The organism is Paraburkholderia phenazinium (assembly GCF_900141745.1).
Lineage (GTDB): Bacteria > Pseudomonadota > Gammaproteobacteria > Burkholderiales > Burkholderiaceae > Paraburkholderia > Paraburkholderia phenazinium_B.
The window spans coordinates 1,967,329-1,983,977 of the sequence record NZ_FSRM01000002.1; the positions used below are offsets into that span (position 1 = coordinate 1,967,329).

Annotated in this window: 15 protein-coding genes; 7 read left to right on the forward strand and 8 right to left on the reverse strand. The window is 60.1% G+C overall.

Annotated features, from left to right (window positions below; genetic code table 11):
- Positions 1-365 precede the first annotated feature (365 nt).
- Together BUS06_RS28705 and BUS06_RS28710 are read right to left on the reverse strand one after the other, a co-directional pair.
- On the reverse strand, positions 366-1,640 hold the full coding sequence (locus BUS06_RS28705; protein ID WP_074267751.1) for an ATP-binding protein: 1,275 nt from the start codon (positions 1,638-1,640) through the stop codon (positions 366-368).
- Positions 1,624-2,358 (reverse strand): response regulator, encoded by a 735-nt coding sequence (locus BUS06_RS28710; RefSeq protein WP_074267752.1) that lies wholly within the window; start codon positions 2,356-2,358, stop codon positions 1,624-1,626. The genes BUS06_RS28705 and BUS06_RS28710 overlap by 17 nt, the downstream gene beginning before the upstream one ends.
- Positions 2,359-2,827: 469 nt before the next feature.
- On the opposite strand from BUS06_RS28710, the gene BUS06_RS28720 reads away from it, so the two are divergent.
- The 3 genes from BUS06_RS28720 to BUS06_RS28730 are packed head-to-tail and all read left to right on the forward strand — an operon-like array spanning position 2,828 to position 8,712.
- Complete coding sequence (locus tag BUS06_RS28720; protein ID WP_074267754.1) at positions 2,828-4,078, forward strand: efflux RND transporter periplasmic adaptor subunit; 1,251 nt, start codon at positions 2,828-2,830, stop codon at positions 4,076-4,078.
- 12 nt (positions 4,079-4,090) lie between these two features.
- The gene (locus BUS06_RS28725; RefSeq protein ID WP_074267755.1) at positions 4,091-7,297 is read left to right on the forward strand and encodes an efflux RND transporter permease subunit; all 3,207 of its coding nucleotides are present in this window, start codon (positions 4,091-4,093) and stop codon (positions 7,295-7,297) included.
- Positions 7,294-8,712 carry an efflux transporter outer membrane subunit gene (locus tag BUS06_RS28730; protein WP_143787672.1) on the forward strand — a complete coding sequence of 473 codons (1,419 nt, stop codon included), beginning with the start codon at positions 7,294-7,296 and terminating at the stop codon, positions 8,710-8,712. The genes BUS06_RS28725 and BUS06_RS28730 overlap by 4 nt, the downstream gene beginning before the upstream one ends.
- Positions 8,713-8,831: 119 nt before the next feature.
- Here BUS06_RS28730 and BUS06_RS28735 read toward each other — a convergent pair whose 3' ends face one another.
- On the reverse strand, positions 8,832-9,488 hold the full coding sequence (locus tag BUS06_RS28735) for a TetR family transcriptional regulator (protein ID WP_074267756.1): 657 nt from the start codon (positions 9,486-9,488) through the stop codon (positions 8,832-8,834).
- A gap of 341 nt (positions 9,489-9,829) precedes the next feature.
- On the opposite strand from BUS06_RS28735, the gene BUS06_RS28740 reads away from it, so the two are divergent.
- The 3 genes from BUS06_RS28740 (at position 9,830) to BUS06_RS28750 (ending at position 13,550) form a co-directional block, all read left to right on the forward strand.
- Positions 9,830-11,239: a chloride channel protein gene (locus BUS06_RS28740; RefSeq protein WP_083611649.1), complete on the forward strand. Its 1,410-nt coding sequence runs from the start codon at positions 9,830-9,832 to the stop codon at positions 11,237-11,239.
- A 197-nt stretch (positions 11,240-11,436) separates the two neighbouring features.
- Positions 11,437-11,940, forward strand: a complete 504-nt coding sequence (pal, locus tag BUS06_RS28745) for a peptidoglycan-associated lipoprotein Pal (protein WP_074267757.1) — start codon at positions 11,437-11,439, stop codon at positions 11,938-11,940.
- A 452-nt stretch (positions 11,941-12,392) separates the two neighbouring features.
- The gene (locus BUS06_RS28750) at positions 12,393-13,550 is read left to right on the forward strand and encodes a sensor histidine kinase (protein ID WP_074267758.1); all 1,158 of its coding nucleotides are present in this window, start codon (positions 12,393-12,395) and stop codon (positions 13,548-13,550) included.
- A gap of 167 nt (positions 13,551-13,717) precedes the next feature.
- Here BUS06_RS28750 and BUS06_RS28755 read toward each other — a convergent pair whose 3' ends face one another.
- Both BUS06_RS28755 and BUS06_RS28760 read right to left on the reverse strand, forming a co-directional pair.
- Positions 13,718-14,152 carry a universal stress protein gene (locus BUS06_RS28755; protein ID WP_074267759.1) on the reverse strand — a complete coding sequence of 145 codons (435 nt, stop codon included), beginning with the start codon at positions 14,150-14,152 and terminating at the stop codon, positions 13,718-13,720.
- Between the two features lie 112 nt (positions 14,153-14,264).
- A complete protein-coding gene (locus BUS06_RS28760; RefSeq protein WP_074267760.1) occupies positions 14,265-14,450 on the reverse strand; it encodes a hypothetical protein in 186 nt (61 codons plus the stop codon).
- Positions 14,451-15,021: 571 nt separating this feature from the next.
- Here BUS06_RS28760 and BUS06_RS28765 point away from each other — a divergent pair.
- Positions 15,022-15,237, forward strand: coding sequence for a hypothetical protein (locus BUS06_RS28765; RefSeq protein WP_074267761.1), 216 nt, complete (start codon positions 15,022-15,024; stop codon positions 15,235-15,237).
- Between the two features lie 36 nt (positions 15,238-15,273).
- Here BUS06_RS28765 and BUS06_RS28770 read toward each other — a convergent pair whose 3' ends face one another.
- The 3 genes from BUS06_RS28770 to BUS06_RS28775 all read right to left on the reverse strand — a co-directional run bounded on the left by BUS06_RS28770 (position 15,274) and on the right by BUS06_RS28775 (position 16,555).
- On the reverse strand, positions 15,274-15,705 hold the full coding sequence (locus BUS06_RS28770; protein ID WP_074267762.1) for a MarR family winged helix-turn-helix transcriptional regulator: 432 nt from the start codon (positions 15,703-15,705) through the stop codon (positions 15,274-15,276).
- A gap of 132 nt (positions 15,706-15,837) precedes the next feature.
- On the reverse strand, positions 15,838-16,044 hold the full coding sequence (locus tag BUS06_RS37965) for an NrsF family protein (RefSeq protein WP_167379444.1): 207 nt from the start codon (positions 16,042-16,044) through the stop codon (positions 15,838-15,840).
- A gap of 208 nt (positions 16,045-16,252) precedes the next feature.
- Positions 16,253-16,555 (reverse strand): putative quinol monooxygenase, encoded by a 303-nt coding sequence (locus BUS06_RS28775; protein WP_074267763.1) that lies wholly within the window; start codon positions 16,553-16,555, stop codon positions 16,253-16,255.
- Positions 16,556-16,649 lie beyond the last annotated feature (94 nt).

The window sequence follows — 16,649 nt, forward strand, 5'->3', positions numbered from 1 at the left end:
GGTGGGCAGGAATGGAGCGGAATTCCAGGATCCAGTCGTGATCGGGTCGATACGCACAGTTCAACGCATGACTCGTACTTTTCCGCACGCGAGTCCGCTCGCGCTGCGGACTCATAATCCTCCCCGAAAGGACGCCGCGGGTTCGACTCCCACCCGGCCCACCATTCGTTGTTCCAGCAGGTCCCGGACGTTCCGTCCAAATCTTTCCCACTCTTGCCGCGCACGCGTTTCAATGCCTCCTCGCTTCCCGGAAGCTCGTGTGCCATCCGTTGACATCCTCAAGTTTGCGGCGAACAACCGTGATTGGTCCGGAGGGGGCAGGCTTCTATCGCGCGAAGGGCGTTTTCTATTGCCAGCGTGTGGTGTCACGCGCCGCCGCGATTGCCGCCGTGTGCAGCAGGAAACGTCAACGACACTGCAAATCCCCCATCGGGCGCATTCTCCGCGCTAAATGCCCCGCCGTTATACCGCACGAGGCGTCGGACGATTGCAAGTCCCAGTCCGCAATGGGCGTTACCTCCACGAGCTTCGTCGAGCCGCACGAAGGGTTGCAAGGCACGCTCGAGTTGCCCGGCAGGGATGCCGCCGCCATGATCGCGCACGCTCAACACGTACTGGCCGTTGCGCCTGAAGGTTGAGATGTCCACTGGCGGTTCTCCGTACGTCAACGCGTTTTCGATCAGGTTGGCGAGAATCCGGTCGAGGTCGACCAGCGGCAAATTGAAACCATCACCGGCGTGCAGGTTAAGCCGCACCAGCGCATCGTCTGCGAGACTGTCGCCGTAGTGACGGTGGCAATGTGCGTCGACGCCCGCGTGCGGGGACGTATCGGCCGTCTCACGCGCGAAGTCGAGGAACTGCGTCACGATGCGCGACAGCGATTCGGCGTCACGCAGAAAGCCGCTGCGGTTCGCTTCGTCGGGGAGGAGATCGGCGCGCACCTGCATTCGCGTGATCGGGGCACGCAGGTCATGCGCAACGCCCGCCAGCATCACTGCGCGCTCCTGTTCGGCTTGCGCGAGTTCATGCACCATCTGATTGAAGTCACCGATCAACTCTTTCACTTCACGCGGACCACCTGGCTGCACCACGGGCGCGCGGTGGCCGACACGGAATTCGCGCGAGGCTCGCGCAAGCCTGTGCAGCGGCCGCTGCAAATACCATGCGCCGAGCAGCGCGATGATCACGGCTAGCGCGAGCATCAATAAAGATGCGCTCAGGAAACGCCGCCCGGGCAACGCCGCGTTTTGCAGTTTCGCCCAGTCCGCATTGCCGGCATAACGCACCCACACGGCGCCGTTGTCGGGATCGAATATGACCTGACTGCCCGGTGGCAGCTTGCTGCGCAGGTCGCGGTCGAACGGCGTGTTCGTGTTCGTGCAAGGCGCGGGGCAGCCGTACTGGATCGCCTTGTCCGCCGGCACGTAGGTCACGCCGAGCGTCGCAGCGATGCTCGAGGCGGCGAGCGAGCCGTCGTGCTCAGCCTGCATGGCAAGCTGTACCGCGTGCTGCATATGAGTCGCATCGAGCTGACCACGCTCCGAGTCGACGATGATCAGCAAGGTGACGTGAACCAGCACGATCAGCCCTACCGTCATCAGCGCGAGGCGGCCGAACAGCGTGTTAAGCGGGTTTTTCATCGTCGCTGTTGCCTGGTACGAACATGTAGCCGATGCCGCGCAATGTCTGGATCCGGCGTGGATTGGCGGGGTCGTCCTCGAGCAGGCGGCGCAGGCGCCACACAGGTACGTCGATGCCGCGTTCGGTCACTTCCGCGTAGGGGCCGTGCAGCAGGTCAACCAGCTTCGTGCGCGAGAGCGCCTCCATGGGATGCAGCGCGAACACTTCGAGCAGCGCGTATTCGCTACCAGTGAGTTTGAGTGGCTCGTCATCGCGATACAGGGTGCGCGTCGCGAAGTCGAGACGAAAGCACCCAAAGCGAAACGCTTCCCGCCGTTCCGCCTGGACCGCTAACGGAGCTTGCGCGTGGCGGCGCAGTACGGCGTGAATGCGCGCGAGCAGTTCTTGCGGCATGAACGGCTTGCCGAGATAGTCGTCGGCGCCGAGTTCGAGACCGATCACGCGGTCCACGCCGTCGGCGCGCGCCGTCAGCATGATCACAGGAATGGTGTTGCCGCTCGTGCGGAGTTGTCTGAGCGCGGTAAGTCCGTCGATGCCCGGCATCATCAGGTCAAGCACGACGATGGAGGGGCGCTCGCGTTCGAGGCGGCGCATCAGTTGGTTCGCATCGTGCAGCACCGAAAATTCGATGCCGCGTTGCTGAAAAAACGTTCTCAGCAGATCGCGCAGATCGGCGTCGTCGTCGACCAGCAGGACCTGGATTGGCGTGTCGGACATGGTTGAGCCTGACGAGGTGAGCGCTGTTGACGCTGGAAGCGGCGGTGTGTATCCGCACAAGAGCATGGCGAGGCGCACGAGGGCGAAGATTCCGCCGCGCCGGTTGCTGGCCGGTCGCACACCGAAATATAGCGAAATACAGGGCCGCGCCGGTTGCTGGTTCTTAGCGGCGCTTACAGTTTATTACGCGGCGGCAAAGTAGAGGGTGGGCATTGGGTTACACGTTGTAATCAACCCCTAAGCCACCGTAATCGACTGGCCGCTAATCTGGGTCATCCATAGCCGCTGGCATGGCATTGCGCGGTTTCCCTCGAGCCTGGCGCCGCTTCTGGCGCCGCGCTCCGTTGTGCGCGAAATCAGGCGCATTCGCAGGCGACATATCCTCGTTCTCCTTACGCGTTTGAAGGACGCATGCGTCATTGCATGCCAGGCGGCCCTTTGTCGAACCCAGTCGAAGGATGCCCTGAGCATGACACGAGTTCATATTTTGCCGGCACGTTCGCCGCGTGCAACGGTAGTAAGCCCGCTTGCCGTCGTGGCGGCGATCGCCGCCTTCGCCCTCGCGGGCTGCGGTCAACAGGCGCCGCAGATGCCACCCCAAATGGTCCCCGAAGTCGGCGTGGTAACCATCGCGCCGCACCCTGTGGTTGCCAGCACGGAACTGTCCGGCAGGCTCTCCGCCATACGTGTGGCCGAAGTCAGGCCGCAGGTAGAGGGCATCGTGAGAAAGCGCCTCTTCACGGAAGGCGCGGTGGTCGCGGCGGGCAGCGTGCTTTATCAGATCGATCCCGATAGTTACCAGGCCGCTTACGATCAGGCCGTTGGCACGCTCGCGAAAGCGGTGGCCACGGCCGCCGCGGCGCAAACCAAAGCCACGCGCTACACGGCGCTGTGGAAGGTCCAGGGCGTCAGCCAGCAGGACTATGACGACGCGATCTCGTCGTTGCAGGAAGCGCAAGCGGATGCGGTCGCCGACCGCGCCGCGTTGAAGACGGCAGCCATCAATCTTGGCTACACGAAGGTGGTCGCGCCGATTGCCGGACGCATCGGTAAATCCAGCGTGACAGAAGGTGCGCTCGTCACGGCGGAACAGACCACTGCACTGGCCACGGTTCAGGCCACGGACCAGATGTATCTCGATGTGACCCGCTCGTCGGCGGACTGGCTGCGGTTGCAGAAAGAGTTCGCCAGCGGTCAGTTGCAGCAGGCCGGCAAGGATGGCGCGGTGGTTCATCTGGTGATGGAAGACGGCTCTCCCTATGCGCAGGCCGGCACGCTGCTGTTCTCCGATATCACCGTCGATTCGACCACCGGTTCGGTCACCTTGCGTTGCGTGTTCCCGAATCCCGTTGGCGTATTGCTGCCCGGCATGTTCGTGCGTGCGCGGCTTGAAGAGGGCGTAAACCAGCAGGCGATCACCGTGCCGCAACTTGCGGTCTCGCGCGCCTCCGATGGCTCGGCCAGCGTGCTGACGGTCGATGCCGCCAACAAGGTGGAGCAGAGACACGTCACCGCAGATACCGCCAACGGCGCCGACTGGATCGTCACCCGCGGGCTGAAAACCGGCGACCGGGTGATCGTCGCGGGTTCGCAGAAGGCGCGTGCGGGCGCTCTTGTCAAGCCGGTGGAGAGTCCCGCCACGGCGGACACCGCTGCCGCTGCAGCGACCCGCGCGCCGGCCACCGGAGCGTTGGCCGCACTTCCGACAACCGGTAGCTAAAGCGAGACTCTCATGGCTGGATTTTTTATCAATCGACCGATCCTCGCGTGGGTCATCGCCATCGTCATCATGATGATAGGCGGGGCTGCCATGACGACACTGCCGGTCGAGCAGTATCCGAGCGTGGCGCCTGTCTCCGTGCAGATCACGGCGACCTATCCGGGTGCCTCCGCTGAAACCGTCGCGACCACTGTCACGCAGGTGATTGAACAGAAGCTGAGCGGTATCGATCATCTGCTGTATATGTCGTCCACCAGCAGTTCAGCCGGACAGGCCACCATCACGCTGACGTTCCAGCAAGGCACCAACGCGGACATCGCCCAGGTGCAGGTGCAGAACAAGGTGGAGCAGGCAACCTCGTCGCTACCCCAGACGGTACAGGATCAAGGCGTGCAGGTCGCGAAGGCGGCCAACGCGTTTCTGATGATCGTTTCGCTGTCTTCGAGCGACGGCAGTGTGAACTCGATCGACCTTGGCAACATCATCGCCACGCAGATCGAGGACCCGCTTACGCAGATCAACGGCGTCGGCGACGTGACGCTTTTCGGCGCGCAGCACGCCATGCGCATCTGGCTCGACCCGGTGAAGTTGCAGGCCGTCGGCTTGACGACCAGCGACGTCACGACAGCCATCACCAATCAGAACGTCCAACTCTCGGTCGGGGAAATCGGCGGCAAGCCGTCCACCACGGCTCAGGCGATCAACGCGACCATCTCGTCCTCGAGCCTCCTCACGACGCCCGCACAGTTCGGCGCCATCCTGTTGCGGGTGAATAGCGACGGCTCGAAAGTGCAGCTCAAGGACGTGGCGCGCGTCGAAGTGGGCGGCGACGACTACAGCACGGATTCGCGTCTGAACGGCAAGCCGGCGGCGTCGCTCGCCATCAAGCTCGCGAGCGGCGCCAACGCGATGAATGTCGCCAAGGCGGTGCGCGCGAAACTAACCGAACTGGGCGCGCAACTGCCACAGAACGTGGTGGTCGATTACCCGTACGACACGACGCCCTTTGTGCGCATCTCCATCGAAGAGGTCTTCAAGACCTTGATCGAAGCGGTGATGCTGGTGTTCGTCGTGATGTACGTGTTCCTGCAAAATCTGCGTGCCACGCTGATTCCGACCATCGTCGTACCGGTTGCGTTACTCGGCACTTTTGGTGTCATGTCGTTGGTCGGCTTTTCGATCAACGTGCTGTCGATGTTCGGGCTGGTGCTGGCCATCGGGCTGCTGGTGGACGATGCCATCGTGGTCGTGGAAAACGTGGAGCGGCTCATCGCAGAGGAGGGGCTTTCGCCAGTTGAAGCGACGCGCAAGGCGATGAAACAGATCACCGGCGCGCTGGTGGGCATTACTACCGTGCTGATTGCGGTATTTATTCCGATGGCGTTTTTCTCGGGTTCGACTGGCGCGATTTACCGGCAGTTCTCGATCACGATTGTCGCGGCCATGCTGCTATCCGTCTTCCTTGCGCTGACGCTTACGCCGGCGCTGTGCGCGACCTTGCTCAAACGTTCGGATGTCGAGCATCACGAGAAGCGCGGTCTCTTGGGGTGGTTCAACCGCGTGCTGACGCGCGGCACTCACCGGTACGACGCGGCGGTGGCACGCGTGATCGGCAGACCTCTGCGCTATATGGTGATTTACGCGCTGATTGCGGGTGTGGTGGCATTGCTCTTCATGAAACTGCCTTCCTCATATTTGCCGGATGAGGATCAGGGCATCGTTATCACGTCGATCTCGGCGCCCGTCGGCACGCCGGCTTCGGTCACGCTAGACACTATCAAGCAGGTGGAAGCGTATTACCTCGGGCTGCCGCAGGTGGACAAGATCATCTCGATCACGGGCTTCAGCTTCAACGGTTCGGGGCAGAACAACGCGCTCGCCTTCGTCAGACTGAAGGACTGGAGTGTACGGCGTGGTGAAATGAATTCAGCGGCGGCGATTATCCAGCGCGCCAACATGCATTTCGCGGCCACCCGCAACGCGCAGATTTTCGCGCTCAATCCGCCGGCCATTCAGGAGCTCGGTACGCAGAGCGGGCTCGACTTCGAACTGGAAGATCGAGCAGGGCAAGGTCACGACAAGCTGATGGCAGCGCGCCAGCAACTGATTGCCCTGGCCGCTAACGACAGCGCGTTGTCCGGTATGCGCCCGGGCGGTCTTGACGATACGCCGCAGTTCAACGTGAATATCGACCGCGAGAAAGCGAGTGCACTCGGCCTTTCGATCGCCGATGTAAATGACACGTTGCAAACGGCGTTCGGCTCCACGTACGTCAACAACTACGTCGATACGGGACGTATCCAGAAGGTCTACGTTCAGGCTGACGCGCCGTACCGGATGATGCCGTCGGACATTGGGCGCTGGTACGTGAGGTCGAGCAGTTCCAGCACGACGACCAGTTCCGGTAGTTCGAGCAGCTCCAGCAGCTCGGGCGATTCCAGCAGCACGACCACGACCAGCTACGACGGTGAGATGGTGCCGTTTTCTGCTTTCGCCACCGGCAAGTGGACCTTCGGGCCGCCGCAGATCGAGCGCTTTAACCGCACGCTGGCCATGGAGATCACCGCGCAGACCGGCCCGCACGCGAGCACCGGCCAGGCTATGGCCGCCGTCGACGCGCTCGTGAAGAAGCTGCCGGCCGGCTTTGGCATCGACTGGACCGGGCAGTCGTATCAGGAGCGTATGGCTGGCTCACAGGCAATCTATCTGTACGCGATTTCGGTGATCGTGGTGTTCCTGTGCCTCGCGGGCCTGTACGAAAGCTGGTCCATCCCGATCGCCGTGATTCTGGTCGTGCCGCTCGGCGTGCTGGGGGCGGTGCTCGGCGCGCATATCCGCGGCCTCTCGGACGATATCTATTTCAAGGTCGGCCTGCTCGCGACCATTGGACTCTCAACCAAGAACGCGATCCTGATCGTCGAATTCGCCAAGGACCTGCAGGCGCAGGGCCACAGCCTGATCGACGCCACGCTCGAAGCCGCGCGCCTGCGCCTGCGACCGATCCTGATGACCTCGCTTGCCTTCGTGTTCGGCGTGCTGCCGCTCGTCATCAGTACGGGGGCGGGATCGGCTAGCCGGCATGCGATCGGCACCGGCGTGATGGGCGGCATGATCGCCGCGACCTTGCTCGCGATCTTCTTCGTGCCGGTGTTCTTCGTCGTCGTACGGCGGCTGTTCGGCGAGCACGGCCATACCCCGAAAAACGAAGGTAATGAATGATGAAACTCAAACTGGCCGCCTGCAGTGTGGCACTGGCGGTTGCCGCGCTTACGGGCTGCACACTCGATCCGCATTACGAACGGCCCGCTGCTCCGGTTCCGGCCGCCTATCCGCAAGGCGACGCCTACCAGAGTACGACCGCGGCGCAAAAGACGATCGCCGGCGCGCCGCTTGCAACCGATACCGATTGGCATCAGTTTTTTCGCGACCCCCGTCTGCAGCGGCTGATCCAGATCGCCCTCGACAATAACCGTGACCTGCGCGTAGCCGCGCTGAACGTGGCCGAGTATGAGGCGCAATACCGGATCACCCGCGCTGCGCTCGCGCCGACCATTAGCGCGAGCAGCAGCTTGACGCGTGAGCGCGTCGAAGGCGTCACGACGGGTGACAATGAACTGAATGTCGGCACGACGTCGTGGGAGATCGATTTCTTTGGCCGCCTGAGGAGCCTCAAGCGCCAGGCACTGGAGAACTATCTCGCCACCGACGCATCGCGCGAGAGCACACGGATCAGCCTGATCGCAACAGTGGCAACCGACTACCTGACGTGGTTGTCCGACGAGCGGCTCCTGAAAGTGACCGGGGACACGGTCAAAGCGGATCAGGCCACGTACGACGTGACGAAGCGCATCCAGCAACTGGGTAATTCTTCGCTGCTGGATGTGCGGCAGGCGGAGAACACGCTGGCGAGCGCGAAGGCAAGCCTTGCGTCTTACCGGCGTGCGGTGGAGCAGGATCGCAACAACCTGGTTGCGGTGCTCGGCGCGCCGCTTCCGGACGATCTGCCGCCCGAGCCCAAACTGGACGATGCGTTCGACGACGGTTCGATGTTCGCCGACATCGGCGCAGGTGTGCCGTCGATGCTGCTCACGCGTCGTCCGGACATCGTGGAAGCCGAGCATACGTTGAAGGCGGCAAACGCGAACATCGGCGCCGCCCGCGCGGCATTCTTTCCGAAGATCGAACTGACAGCTACTGCCGGGGCGTCGAGTTCGACGCTTTCCAGTCTGTTCAAGGCAGGCAGTGGCGCGTGGGTATTCTCGCCGAGCATCTCCGTGCCGATCTTCGACTACGGCAGCAACAAGGCAACGCTCGATGTCGACAAGATCGAAAAGAATATCGACGTCGCTGATTACGAAAGCACTATCCAGACGGCGTTCAAGGAAGTGGCGAATGCGCTTGCGGCGCGGGCCACGTATGTCGATCAGTTGCAGGCGGACCGCGAGTATGTGGCGTCATCCGAGAGCTACTACACGCTGGCTCAAGGGCGTTACAAGGCGGGTACGGATAGCTTCCTCACGTTCCTCGACGCGCAACGCACGCTTTACACCGCGCAGCAGCAACTGGCGTCGGATAGCTTGTCGCGCCAGTCCAATCTCGTCACGTTATACAAAGTGCTCGGAGGCGGGTGGTAGTGAATGGTGCTGCGACCATTAGTTCGGATTTGCGCGATTCCGTTGCGGCAATTCCGACTGGCCTCATCCGCCAGATCGGATATTCTGCGCTCACGCGTCAGTAGACGACCAGCATTGACTCATCCGGCTGCATGTCCACTACTGATTGACTTGCTGATGTGGTTGTCTATCACGTCAATGCACAGGAACGCGGCCTCCGCGATCTGATCGATTTCCGCGTCGGTGTTCGTTCGCGGGGACATCGTCAGGCACTTGCGAAGAGACCCGCTCAACGTCCCATGGATGAAGGCGGCCGCCTGCCTCGTGTCGAAATCCGCGGACAGTTGGCCGAGCGCCACCGCACAGCTCAACGCAGCCTCGATCTGTGCTTGGGCGTGGATACCCGCCATGTGAATGCGTTCGCACAACTGCGCTGTCTCCGATGCGTTCTCGCATGCGGTGAACACAATGCCATACAGACTCCGCGTCCGCGCGTTCTGCAACACGTCGCGCAGACACCGATGCAGATCGGTGCGCAACAATCCAAGCGGATCGCCGTCGCTGCTGCATGGTTCGATCGAGAACGGGTCGAGCGGCAGGCTGGAGCTTTCGAGCATCGCATGAAGCACCGACTGTTTGTTCTTGAAGTGGCCGTGCATCGTGCCGCGCGTCATGCCGGCCTCCTTCGCGATGTCGTCGAGCGACGTGCGTGTCGCGCCTCGCAGAAGAAAGATACGTTCCGCTGCGTCGATGATCTTCGCCCGCGTATCGAACGCGCGTTGCCTAGCCCTGCTCATACCTTTTGCTCATTCGTTCAGTACATCGTCGCTCGAAAAGACGCACCCGTGATGCGGCTGATTTAATCACCGGTCAATCTTACGTCGATGCCGCGCGCGTTTGATTAGTGAGTCTTACTAACCCGGCCATTCCAATTCCTTTTCTTCCGCAGACGTCCTCCAGGCCGCTGACTTTAAAGCGGTTTGTGGGTAACTGCGTGCTTGCTGCTTCCGCCAAGGCACTCAGCTGCCATAGGTGTCGTTTGCGCGGACCATGGTCAACTGCCTTGCAAAATGTCGTCTGCGGGCAAATATGGCACACTGTGCTATATTGCACACGCTGAAGCGTTTCCGGTGGCCGCATGCATATTCCAGAATTTATCGACAAACGTGCGCTACAACACGCCCGGCGACTATGGCTGCACTACGGTGTCTTCTGGTTGGGCGCCATCGCTACCGGGCTGGTCGCCGTTTTCTACGCGAAGCTGATCGACATTGGCTACGACACCTTCCTTCGCTACGCGACGCGGTACTGGTGGCTACCGCTTCCCGTCACCCCGGCAATCGGCGCTCTGGGTGTGTGGCTCACCAGACGCTACTTTGCTGGCGCCGAAGGCAGCGGCATCCCTCAGGTTATGGCCACACTCCATGACAGCGGCGATCTTGCGCCGCGTCTGCTGAGCATCAGGATCCTGATCGGCAAGATCCTGGTGTCGTTCCTCTCGATACTCGGGGGATTCACGATCGGCCGCGAAGGGCCGACGATCCATGTCGGTGCCGCGCTCATGTTCAACCTGAGACGCTTTTATCCGCAGCGATTCCGGGCCATCCGGGGCATCGAACTGGAGCGGCGTCTGGCTCTCGCCGGTGCCGCCGCAGGTCTGTCGGCGGCGTTCAATGCGCCGCTCGCGGGAGTCGTGTTTGCCATCGAAGAGTTGACCCGCAGCTTTGAGCAGCGCACGAGTGGCGTGCTGATTACTGCGATCATCTTTGCTGGGGTCGTCTCGCTGGGCCTGCAGGGCAACTACACGTATTTCGGAACGATCGACATCGGCAGTCGCTTCCCCGATCTGCTGGCAGTGGCGGTTGTATTGATTGGCGCCGTATCGGGCGTTGCCGGTGGCATCTTTTGCTGGCTACTACTGAATACCAATCGCTGGATGCCTGCGTCGGTGGTCACCTGGCGCGCGAACCGGCCGGTGGCATTCGGAGCGGCATGCGGCCTCGTGGTCGCGGTGATCGGTGTCGCATCTGGCGGCCACACGTTCGGCAGCGGCTACGCCGAAGCGCGCGCGATGCTGGAAGGACGTGCGCAACTAAGCGCTGCTTATCCGGTCGTCAAAATGGTTTCGATGGTCGGATCGTATCTGCCAGGCGCGCCCGGCGGCCTGTTTGCGCCGTCGCTCGCAATTGGCGCTGGTATCGGCAATGCGTTACACCTGCTGTTTGGCCAGATGCAGTTGCCCATGCTGATCGCCCTTGGCATGGTGGGCTATCTGGCAGCGGTTACCCAAAGCCCCATTACCGCTTTCGTGATCGTGATCGAGATGATCAACGGCCATGCGCTTGTCATCTCCCTCATGGCCACGGCGTTGATCGCCAGCCAGATATCGAAACTGTTTGCGCCTGCACTTTACGAAGCGTTGTCTGAACGTTACAGCAGGCTCGATGTAGCGCCGGATGTCGTACCACCCAGCGCTACCGGGGAAAGTTCATCGCAGGGGGATCCGACTGACGATCCGCGCACGGCACAAGCCGCGGAACGCCTGTGACAGGTCACCGAGGTTGGGAGGACGGAAATGCGCGCCCAGCTCTCCGTGCGGCCACCCTAATGGATTTGAAAACATGACTCTCCGTCATTTGTATTAATCGCCCATCGCTGTTCGCGAGGTTAACCACCCTCCGCTCTGGAGCGATCACGGCAATCATAAGGAGGCGCGATCGCGCCTTCGGTCAGAGGAGACCTACCATGACCAGGACTGGATTTTTCGCTACCACGCTCATTACGAGCATGCTCGCCGCGTGTCATTCGGGTGTGAGGGTGGAACCGCAAAGCGGTGCCACCCAGGGCAACTCCACCGCCAACCAGCCGGCAAACGTGGCGCCCATAACGGCCGATGAACTCAACAATCCTAATAGCCCACTCGCGAAGCGAAGCATCTATTTCGACTTCGACAGCTATATCGTCAAAAGCGACTATCAACCGCTGCTTGAGGCCCACGCGAAATATCTGATGACTCACCCGAACCGGCATGTTCTGATTCAGGGCAACACCGATGAGCGCGGAACGAGCGAATACAATCTCGCGCTGGGTGAAAAACGCTCGGAAGCAGTACTCCATGATCTGGAGACCCTTGGCGTACCCGACTCACAGCTGGAAGCGGTTAGCCTGGGGAAAGAAAAGCCGCTCGCTTTGGGCCACGATGAGGCATCGTGGGCACAGAACCGGCGCGCAGACCTCGTCTACCGGTGAGACCGCGTGGCCCGAAGAAAGCTGGATGTCCCGTTGTCAACGCCGCTAGCGAATTCGAAGTGACCGTCCAATGTGACCGGCAGCGTGACTTTGTTCTCGGTGAGGACACGAGACCCTGCTGCACGCAACGGTTGATGTTCATTGAACGAACAGGCGACCTGCAACTCGCCAGGTCCGTTCCGCCCAGCTCCGTTTAAACCCGGCCAGCCGCAGATGGATCAACCCCGTCCCCAGCTTGATTGTTACGCATCGTCGATCTGCCGCAGAGACGTCCACGTTTGCTGTCGAACTACCTGTCACCGCTGTCTCGCACCATTCAGCGCCTTTGCAACTGCTAATTCTGTTCTAAGTTTTATGGTCCAGGCTCAGATGACGGTTGCAGCCCAGGCGTCGCAACCGTAGTCGCAAAACGCGATGGAGACAGATCGGAACCGCCGGTACAGGAGTTCGCTATGTATGGAAGATTCGCTGCGAATTCTCTGAGCCGGCGTCTTTGCTTTTGGCTACTCTGCACATTGCTCACCGTCGGTTGTGCGGGAATAGCCGGAACCGTCCTGGTTGCTCGCAAGTTCGAAACTAACGTCAGCCAATCCGCCGGGGCTGCTGCGCCGCAGAACGCGGGAGAGGTCGTAGATACAGCACGCGGGTCAGATATCGCAAGCAGTGGAAACAATGAGAAGGGCGGTGGACTGCCGCTGGACTGCGTCGCACCAATTGCCATGTCCCTGCTGCTCCTGGCGCTCGCAAATGTCCTGATAGTGTGCCGATGTCTGCGCCCGCTGGATCAGTTGCAGCACCTTGTCGCTTCGCTTGATCCTGAAAGGCCAAAACCGGTTGAGGCGGGAGATGTGCCGCTCGAGTTAAAGCCCATCGTCGATACCATCAATGGTTTGGCTATGCGGCTTTCATCGCGCAGCGAAGTGGACAGGCGATTTACGCGAAATGCGGCCCACCTGCTGCGTACTCCGATTGCGGCCGTCAGCGTTCAGGTTGCCAATCTGAACAACGCGCCGACCGGGCAGCATGAAGAGCGCCTGGCCGAGTTGCAGCAAGGCGTCGAGCGATTGACGTCACTTGCCTCACAACTCCTCGATCTCGCGAACGCGGATGGGGAAGCGCCCCGCGATATTGTTACCAACGTTGCGCTGAGCCGGGTTGTCCATGACGTCGTCGCGAACCTTTTCCCGTTCGCCATTCAACGTGACGTGGACCTCGGCGCGGGTCGAATACAGGAAGTGAACGTTCGTGCGTCAGAGGCAGATCTCAGGATCCTGCTGAGAAACGTCGTCGACAACGCGATCCGTTACAGCGGTGCAGGCGCACACGTCGATATCACAGTATCGTGCATAGACAACGTTGCGGTCATTCTGGTCATCGACGACGGGCACGGCATGACTGCGCAGCACATTGATCAGGTGTTTGAAAGATTTCAGCGCGATGAAACGCACCGAGGCAACGGGAGCGGACTTGGTCTTCCAATCGCGCGGGCCCTGGCCACGCGCTATGGTGGAACAGTCGAACTGGAGAACCGTTCGCCCCGGGCGACTGGCATGATAGTACGAATTGAAATTCCCGCAATACCTGACCGCGAAAATCAGGACAACGTGTAGAGCGCGCCAGGACTGAACGTGACGCAAGCGGGTTTTTTCATTGTGCTTCAGCGTGCAGTGAACAAACAGAACCATACCGGTTCAAGAGGCCTCTTCAGAAAGAGGCTCCGGCTTTTGCCATGGCGAGGTTCTGGACTAGCCTTGAACGAGTAGATGGATGCCTCCGGCTAATCGCACACTTCGAACAGAACGCCGCAGGACACACGATTGAGCAACGAAGTATGGTTCTCCCCGGTCCACCAGCGTGCGAAGAAGCCTTCGGGATGGTGGCCAATAACGATCAGATCAACTTTCAGTGAGTTCGCGAGACGTGCGATTTCTTCAACGACGCTCCCAACAGCAAAATGCCCTGTCGCCGTGACACCCCAGGCATGAAGCTTCTCGATTCCTTCCTGGAGTATCTCTTTTGCCGTGCCTTCGTCAATGTCGGGCTTCACCGTAGAAAAGAAATCATAACCACCTGAACACCACGAGAAACTTAGAATCGCGAGCAAATGGGTTTCGGCCTGCAGTTGCCGCGCAAGTGCCGAGCCGCAGCGTAGCGCCAGCCTCCCTTCGGGGGTGCCGTCATAACAAAGAAGAATCCGGTTAAACGGAGCCATTATCCAGATCACCTCCAACGACCCGCCGGAGATCGTCACCCATGCGGATCCGTTGTCACCGCACAGGTATTGCCGGTACGTTCGCGACCACCACCTACCCACGACGGGCGAGCTAAACGAAGACCGTAACCGCCTCGATCAGCGCCAGGCCTAATAGCGTGCCTAGCGCCGCACTCCGCAGCTTCGGATGCCATCGTTCGATACGCAGCGCTGTAAGCAGGCTGTCGGTGAAAATGATTCCGAGAAGTGCAAAAGTCACGATCAGATAGCTGATCCCGAAGTCGCTGTTAATGAACACGATGTCCTCCCGAAATCCACCCTTCAATTCTATGTCACGCCGTGATACATGCAAGATTCTATGAGCGATCTGGCGCAAATTCAGAGGGCGAGTCCCATTTTTCACACCGCCTCAACCTCGCGGGTTTGTCCCTATGTCATCTTTAAGTTTCGCTTAAGCCCTTCACTCTAGATTCGAGCAGGTGGTAGCGGCTCATGGCATCGTCGTCTGGCAGTATGTCCGAAGTAGCCTATGTGCCTTGATATTCGAATGCGGCAAGTCCGAATATGCTTGCGGGCGGGAACTGAACCTCGAGAGCACGGCCTCGCGTGCTCGTTGCAACTGGACTGCTAGTGGTGGCCAGACAGCCCTATTCCCTGTACCGGGGCTGACTTTGAGGATCCGGACGTAAGGCCGGATCCGTTTTTTTTATGCTGGGTGACACGGTGCCTGACGCGTCGCGACAATCACACCTCCACGTCACCGTCCCGTTCGTCCATTCCGAGTTTTACGAGTGTTCGACATCGGACTTCCTCCTTCCCCGCAGCGATGCGAACAAACTCCGTCTATACGATAGTTGTCGAGGTATGGAATGAAGAGACTGCTCAGTCCGCACGAGATTGCGATGCTGTTTGTGTTACTCACTTCGCCAACCGCGGTCGAACTTTCGGACCCCGACGTGGCAGGCCTTCAGCGGGAACGTCTGGTCGAACTCGTCACAACAACGATTGATGCCGCCGAGTTCAAGCTGACGTCGGAAGGCGCGGAACTGATCAGGCGGTTTGGATCGATGAGGGACGATGGCTAGCCTGGCAACATTGACGGCGTGCGGATCCGCGGATCTTCAGTCTTCTCCAGTCGTCTGGTTGAACGCCCAACCGAATGCTTCGATCTCCGGTTTGTGCTTAGACGCGAGCCGAGCGAGACATTGTGCCCCTTTGGCCGTCAGGTGCACTTCAACCTGACGCCCGTCTGCCCTGCTGGCACGACGCAATACAAGTCCGTTGGCCTCGCAGCGCGACACGAGCGCGACGGTACCATTCGGCGCTGCCTGAAGCCGCTCCGCCAGTTCTCCGACCGTGGCCCAGTCACGTCCCGGGAAACCGCGGACATGCAGCATCAGTTGATACTGCAGAGGCGTGACACCTTCGGCATGTGTCACCTCCTCCGAGAAGCGAAGAAATCGACGCAATCGATAGCGGAAAAGTGACATCGCTTCGAGGTCTTCCTTATCCGGCATACTCTGTGGATCTACTGGTTTCCTGTGTGTCGCCATTCTGTAGGTTCCCGTAATCGGAATGGGCTGGTTGATCCGACATCATACCCACGATCTCCCCGCGCATGCACACACGCGTTTCAACCGCCCCTCGATCTGGGCGCCGAAATGGCTGCTAACAATACGGCGGCATCAGCGTATTTTTACAGATATAGATCGTGAATCACCGAGCAGAATTATATTCGTTGTGGTGACTCTATACGTTGTACTTAGCATCAGTTTCAGGCGATAGCGTCTTGGGGTCGCGAGCACCATGAACGTGGCGACGAGCAGTATGGTAATGAATGGTAGTGTGAGTGCGAACCACGCCAGTCTGATGGGTGCGGCGGGCGCGGCCATCCCACTCAGGTCAAATGGATCGGCGAGCCCTCAGGCGAAGGAGTCGCCGTCAAATGGACAGGGCAGTGCGCTACCCGGCCATTCCTTTGAACGGTGCGTTTGCACTCTCTGTATTTAACAGATACCGGTATGCCAGCGTTCAGACAGGTCGCTGGCTACACCGTTCGTTTCGACTCTCAAACCCTTAGCACATTAGAATTTCTAAGGCTTACCCTGGCAGCTTGTCGGCCAGCACGTCGGCTCGCCGTATCGACGGAGGATTGGTCAGCAGTTCGTCTGCGCGTCCTAACAACGCCTCAGCAACACGACCGTTAAGATGCGCTTCCCGACCGGCCTCGTCGCCGAAGGCATCGAATATTCCAAAAGTATCTGTATCGAACCGCACGGCGAACCATGCCGTTGTTGCCGGCTCCTGTAGCACCAGAGCCTGCGCACTGGCGAGAAAAGCTGCCACTACGTCCTCTTTGCCCGGCTTGGCTTTTATTTCAACGAATAACGCAACATTTGTCATAGCTATGCTCCTGATCAATCGTTTGCGCCGTCGGTGCGGCGATGGAATCCGATACGTCTGCGTAATGTGGTATCGGTCAATGCCCCAGCATACG

What these genes read in the sequence shown, in the direction of transcription:
- BUS06_RS28765 (WP_074267761.1), top strand. Translation starts at nt 15,022, where the DNA reads ATGAAGAGACTGCTCAGTCCGCACGAGATTGCGATGCTGTTTGTGTTA.
- BUS06_RS28725 (WP_074267755.1), top strand. Translation starts at nt 4,091, where the DNA reads ATGGCTGGATTTTTTATCAATCGACCGATCCTCGCGTGGGTCATCGCC.
- BUS06_RS28705 (WP_074267751.1), bottom strand. Translation starts at nt 1,640, where the DNA reads ATGAAAAACCCGCTTAACACGCTGTTCGGCCGCCTCGCGCTGATGACG.
- BUS06_RS28730 (WP_143787672.1), top strand. Translation starts at nt 7,294, where the DNA reads ATGATGAAACTCAAACTGGCCGCCTGCAGTGTGGCACTGGCGGTTGCC.
- BUS06_RS28740 (WP_083611649.1), top strand. Translation starts at nt 9,830, where the DNA reads ATGCATATTCCAGAATTTATCGACAAACGTGCGCTACAACACGCCCGG.
- BUS06_RS37965 (WP_167379444.1), bottom strand. Translation starts at nt 16,044, where the DNA reads ATGGCCGCGCCCGCCGCACCCATCAGACTGGCGTGGTTCGCACTCACA.
- BUS06_RS28720 (WP_074267754.1), top strand. Translation starts at nt 2,828, where the DNA reads ATGACACGAGTTCATATTTTGCCGGCACGTTCGCCGCGTGCAACGGTA.
- BUS06_RS28775 (WP_074267763.1), bottom strand. Translation starts at nt 16,555, where the DNA reads ATGACAAATGTTGCGTTATTCGTTGAAATAAAAGCCAAGCCGGGCAAA.
- BUS06_RS28750 (WP_074267758.1), top strand. Translation starts at nt 12,393, where the DNA reads ATGTATGGAAGATTCGCTGCGAATTCTCTGAGCCGGCGTCTTTGCTTT.
- BUS06_RS28735 (WP_074267756.1), bottom strand. Translation starts at nt 9,488, where the DNA reads ATGAGCAGGGCTAGGCAACGCGCGTTCGATACGCGGGCGAAGATCATC.
- BUS06_RS28710 (WP_074267752.1), bottom strand. Translation starts at nt 2,358, where the DNA reads ATGTCCGACACGCCAATCCAGGTCCTGCTGGTCGACGACGACGCCGAT.
- BUS06_RS28770 (WP_074267762.1), bottom strand. Translation starts at nt 15,705, where the DNA reads ATGGCGACACACAGGAAACCAGTAGATCCACAGAGTATGCCGGATAAG.
- BUS06_RS28755 (WP_074267759.1), bottom strand. Translation starts at nt 14,152, where the DNA reads ATGGCTCCGTTTAACCGGATTCTTCTTTGTTATGACGGCACCCCCGAA.
- pal (WP_074267757.1), top strand. Translation starts at nt 11,437, where the DNA reads ATGACCAGGACTGGATTTTTCGCTACCACGCTCATTACGAGCATGCTC.